The organism is Micromonospora sp. DT201 (assembly GCF_049841575.1).
Classification (GTDB): Bacteria; Actinomycetota; Actinomycetes; order Mycobacteriales; family Micromonosporaceae; genus Micromonospora.
On the sequence record NZ_JBNCKP010000012.1, the window covers coordinates 126,210 to 130,207 of the forward strand.

Below are 3,998 nucleotides of genomic sequence, written 5' to 3' on the forward strand. Positions count from 1 at the left end.
CCGGGTTCGGGTGGTGCGGGTTCGGGTGGTTCGTTCCCGGGTTCGGGTGGTGCGGGTTCGGGTGGTTCGTTCCCGGGTTCGGGTGGTGCGGGTTCGGGTGGTTCGTTCCCGGGTCTGGGTGGTGCAGGTTCGGGTGGTTCGGTCCCGGGTCTGGGTGGTGCGGGTTCGGGTGGTTCGGGTTCGGGTGGTTCCTTCCCCGAGCTGCGGAGTCCCGGTGGGGGGTCCGGTAGCGGGGGTCTTACTGGGCAGGCCAGCGCCCCGTTGCCGAATGGTCTGATGGTCGGCGCGCTCGGCCCGGCGCCGGTCGCCCCCACCTCTGCCGTCGACGGATTGATCCCGGACACCCCCGGTGCGGCTGGCGCGGGTGGTGCCTTTGGAGGGATGCCGCCCATGATGCCGCCGATGGGTGGCATGGGGGGAGCAGGTGGTGGTCAGCAGGAGAAGGAGCGTGAGCGCACCACCTGGTTGGCCGAGGAAGAAGAGGTGTGGGGTACGGATCCGGACGTCATGCCGGCGGTCATTGGCCGTGACGAGATCCCGGACTCGGTGGGGGAGCGCACTCCCTGGTCGCCCAGCGGACCCGGCACGCCCGCGTCCCCGTACGGCCCGGCGCGGGGAACCGGCCGGCAGAGCAACCGGCAAAGCTAGAAGGACTTGAGCATGAAGATTCGTAACCAGGGTGCCCAGGTCAGAGCTGGCGTGAATCCACTCGACTCTGCGTTGAGTGGAGAACTTCGATGACCCAGCCGAATCCCAGTACTCTGCCCGGCACCGACCCGATGGGTCTGCCGGCCTGGGAGCAGGGTCTCATCGAGGTTCTCGGCGCCGGCGACATGGACAGTCGGCGGTTCACCCGGCCCGCCTGGCTCAGCCTGACCCTGGCCGGCACCTATATCACGTCCGGAAACCAGCCGTGGAACGACTCGATGGGCACGCCGGGCGCGAACGAGTTCACCATCTACCGGCGTACTGCTTCTTCGGTGATAACCAACACGAACGCAAGGACGGGTACGCCTGGGGGGACCTCCGTCTCGCATGAGGCGTTCTGGATTATCAAGGGGCGGGTCGACTGGTTCTCGAAGTCGGGTGGCGGCTATTCGCCGCACGAATATTTCTGGAATGAGTTCTGGACCCATTCGCGCGACATCTTGGACACTCCGCCCACTCCGTTGCCGTTGGATCCGCAGAGTTTCCACACGGCAGCGGAGTCGTTCTACAACCTGTCGATGTGGTTGGACGGTTCGGCGCAGCGCATCCAGGCCGAGATCGACAGTCTGGGTTCCGGCGGTTCGGGTTTTCAGGGTTCTTCGTCGCAGGCGCTGTCGGATGCGTTGAAGAATCTGCACGGCGAGATGAAGCTGTTGCGGCAGGATCTTCAGACCTCCGACGACTGGGTGCGGATGCTGCATGACAACGGTGATGCCGCGCAGCGTTTCTGGACGCAGATCCGCCAGGTGTGGGCAGATTTCGCGAGTCGACCGGAATACCAGCCGAACACGATGGTCGAGCGCGTGATGAAGGATATCGAGAAATCCATCGACGATTTGGGGCATAGCACAGACGGTTGGAACCAGCAGGCATGGGACGACGGCAAACTGACCGCCTGGGACGACCTCGAGAGTTGGAATATTTCGATCGACATCGGCGATGGCCTTGATTCGCAGCAATACGACTTCAAGAAGCCGGCTGAGGCGTTGCAGGCGCTTGACGCGAGGATGCATGCGGCCTTCGCCAAGGCTGCGGCCAGTTTGCATCTTGCGATGGCTGAGCGGTTCAAGGAGTTGCGGGAAAGCTTTGAGCGTTCCTATACGAACATGGTCGATCTGCAGACGTACGCGCCGATTCCGCCGCCGACCGCGGGTGCTGGCGGTAGCGGTGGTGGTGCCAACATAAACGACGTTCTTGGCAAGCTCGGTGGCGGTGCTGGTGGTGGTGGTGGCCCGAAGCTGAGCGACGTTGCCGGTGGTGGTGGCAGTTCCGGCCTGGCCGACGTTCTCGGTGGCGGTGGCGTTGATGGTGGCAGTTCCAGGCTGGCCGACGTTGGCGGTGGCGGTGGCAGCCTGGCCGACGCTCTCGGTGGTGGTGGCAGTTCCGGGTTGGCCGACATTGGTGGCGGCGTTGGTGGTGGTGGTGGCAGTCCCAGTCTGGAGGAGCTTGTCGGTGGCGGTGGTCTGGAGGGCGGTGTCGGTGGATCAACCGGAGGACTGCCGTCTGGTCTCGACCTCGGCGGTGGTGTCGACCTTGGTGGCCTGACCGGTGGTGGTGTCGAGTTGCCCGGTGGAGGTAGCGGGGTTGGCCTCGGTGGTCTGGGTGGTCTTCCTGGTTTGGGTGGTCTGAACGGTCGGCCTGGTGATGACAATCAGTCGGCCAATCCGCCGATCGGGCTTCCCGGGGCCGGTGACTTCGACGAGATTCCGTCGCCGATCGATGGCCTACCGGGTGTCGGTGGGTCGTTCCCGGGTCTGGGCGGTGCGGGTTCGGGTGGTTCGTTCCCGGGTCTGGGTGGTTCGGGTGTGTCGATTCCCGATCTGGGTGGTGCGGGTTCGGGTGGTTCGTTCCCGGGTCTGGGTGGTTCGGGTGTGTCGATTCCCGATCTGGGTGGTGCGGGTTCGGGTGGTTCGTTCCCCGGCCTGGGTGGTTCGGGTGTGGGTGGTGTGGGGGGTAACGACTTCTTCGGTGGTAGCGCTGGCGGCGATCTGCCGGAGTTGGGTGGTGTGGGTGGTGTGGGGTCCGGTAGTGGCGGTCTTACCGGGCAGCCCAGTGCCCCGTTGCCGAATGGTCTGATGGTCGGCGCGCTCGGCCCGGCGCCGGTGGCCCCTACCTCTGGGATGGACGGTTTGATCCCGGGGGCTACTGGGGCGGCGGGTGCGGGCGGAGCCGCGGGAGGGTTCCCGCCCATGATGCCGCCGATGGGTGGCCTGGGGGGAGCAGGTGGTGGTCAGCAGGAGAAGGAGCGTGAGCGCACCACCTGGTTGGCCGAGGAAGAAGAGGTGTGGGGTACGGATCCGGACGCCATGCCAGGGGTCATTGGCCGTGATGAGGTCCCGGACTCGGTGGGGGAGCGTACTCCCTGGTCGCCGAGCGGACCCGGCACGCCCGCGTCCCCGTTCGGCCCGGCCCGGGGAACCGGCCGGCAAACCAACCGCCAAAACTAGAAGGAGTTGAGAATGACAAGTCCGTTGCACGACAAGATCGAACAGGCGTATGCCGAGTTCGAGCAGAAGAAGTTGGCGATCGCCGAGGTCAAGCAGGAACTGTCGACGGCACAGACGACGGTGACCGCCAAGAACCGCGCGCTCACCGTCATAGTGGACGGTCGGGGCGACCTCGTGGAGGTCAAGTTCCCGACGAACTCGTACCGTACGATGGCGCCGGCCGAGCTGGGGAACCTCTTGGTGGAAACCCTCAAGACCGCCCGCGATCAGGCGAGGGGACAGGCGGCGAACGCCTACCAGAAGTTGCTGCCGCCCGGTCTGCCGATCAAAGATATGCTCAACGGCACAGTGAACTTTGACGAGATGATGCGAGAAGCGATGCGTTCGGTCAATGAGCCCTTCCCGGGGTCGAGGCGCGCTGCGGGGGAGGGGACGACCGATGGCCGCTGACCATCTCGCTGCTGACACGGACCTGATAAACAACGCGAAACTGATTCCGCCCTTCCGGCACATGACCGCAGTCAAGGATCAGTTCGAGAAGGTTGTAAGTCAGAACTCGCCGCCAGGAAAGGTTCGGAGCAAGGTCGACAAGCAGATCCATGATGGGCTCAACGTGCAGCTCCCTCTGGTTACTGACGTGATCGATGGCATCACGAAGCTTGCTCACGGTGACACCACCGCTGTTGGGTGGCTGCAAAAAATGCTCAACGACGTAGAGGTCGATAACGCCGACCTGGCAAACCCGAACTCCAATTCGGGCACGTCCAAGCACTGAAAGTATTGATCGGGTCACACCCTCGCCGTCGAGGGTGTGACCCGTCGTCTGGTTAGGGGTGTGTCGGG

Annotated in this window: 3 protein-coding genes and 1 pseudogene; all 4 read left to right on the plus strand. The window is 64.6% G+C overall.

The window, feature by feature from the left end; translation table 11 throughout:
* A pseudogene (locus tag ACLQ28_RS20390) lies at positions 1 to 648 on the plus strand (hypothetical protein); the annotation flags it as partial.
* 89 nt (positions 649 to 737) lie between these two features.
* The gene (locus ACLQ28_RS20395; protein WP_425687866.1) at positions 738 to 3,155 is read left to right on the plus strand and encodes a hypothetical protein; all 2,418 of its coding nucleotides are present in this window, start codon (positions 738 to 740) and stop codon (positions 3,153 to 3,155) included.
* 12 nt (positions 3,156 to 3,167) lie between these two features.
* Positions 3,168 to 3,605 carry a YbaB/EbfC family nucleoid-associated protein gene (locus ACLQ28_RS20400; RefSeq protein ID WP_110568667.1) on the plus strand — a complete coding sequence of 146 codons (438 nt, stop codon included), beginning with the start codon at positions 3,168 to 3,170 and terminating at the stop codon, positions 3,603 to 3,605.
* Entirely contained in the window at positions 3,595 to 3,930 is a 336-nt protein-coding gene (locus ACLQ28_RS20405) for a hypothetical protein (protein ID WP_110568669.1), read from the plus strand. The genes ACLQ28_RS20400 and ACLQ28_RS20405 overlap by 11 nt, the downstream gene beginning before the upstream one ends.
* Positions 3,931 to 3,998: the final 68 nt, after the last annotated feature.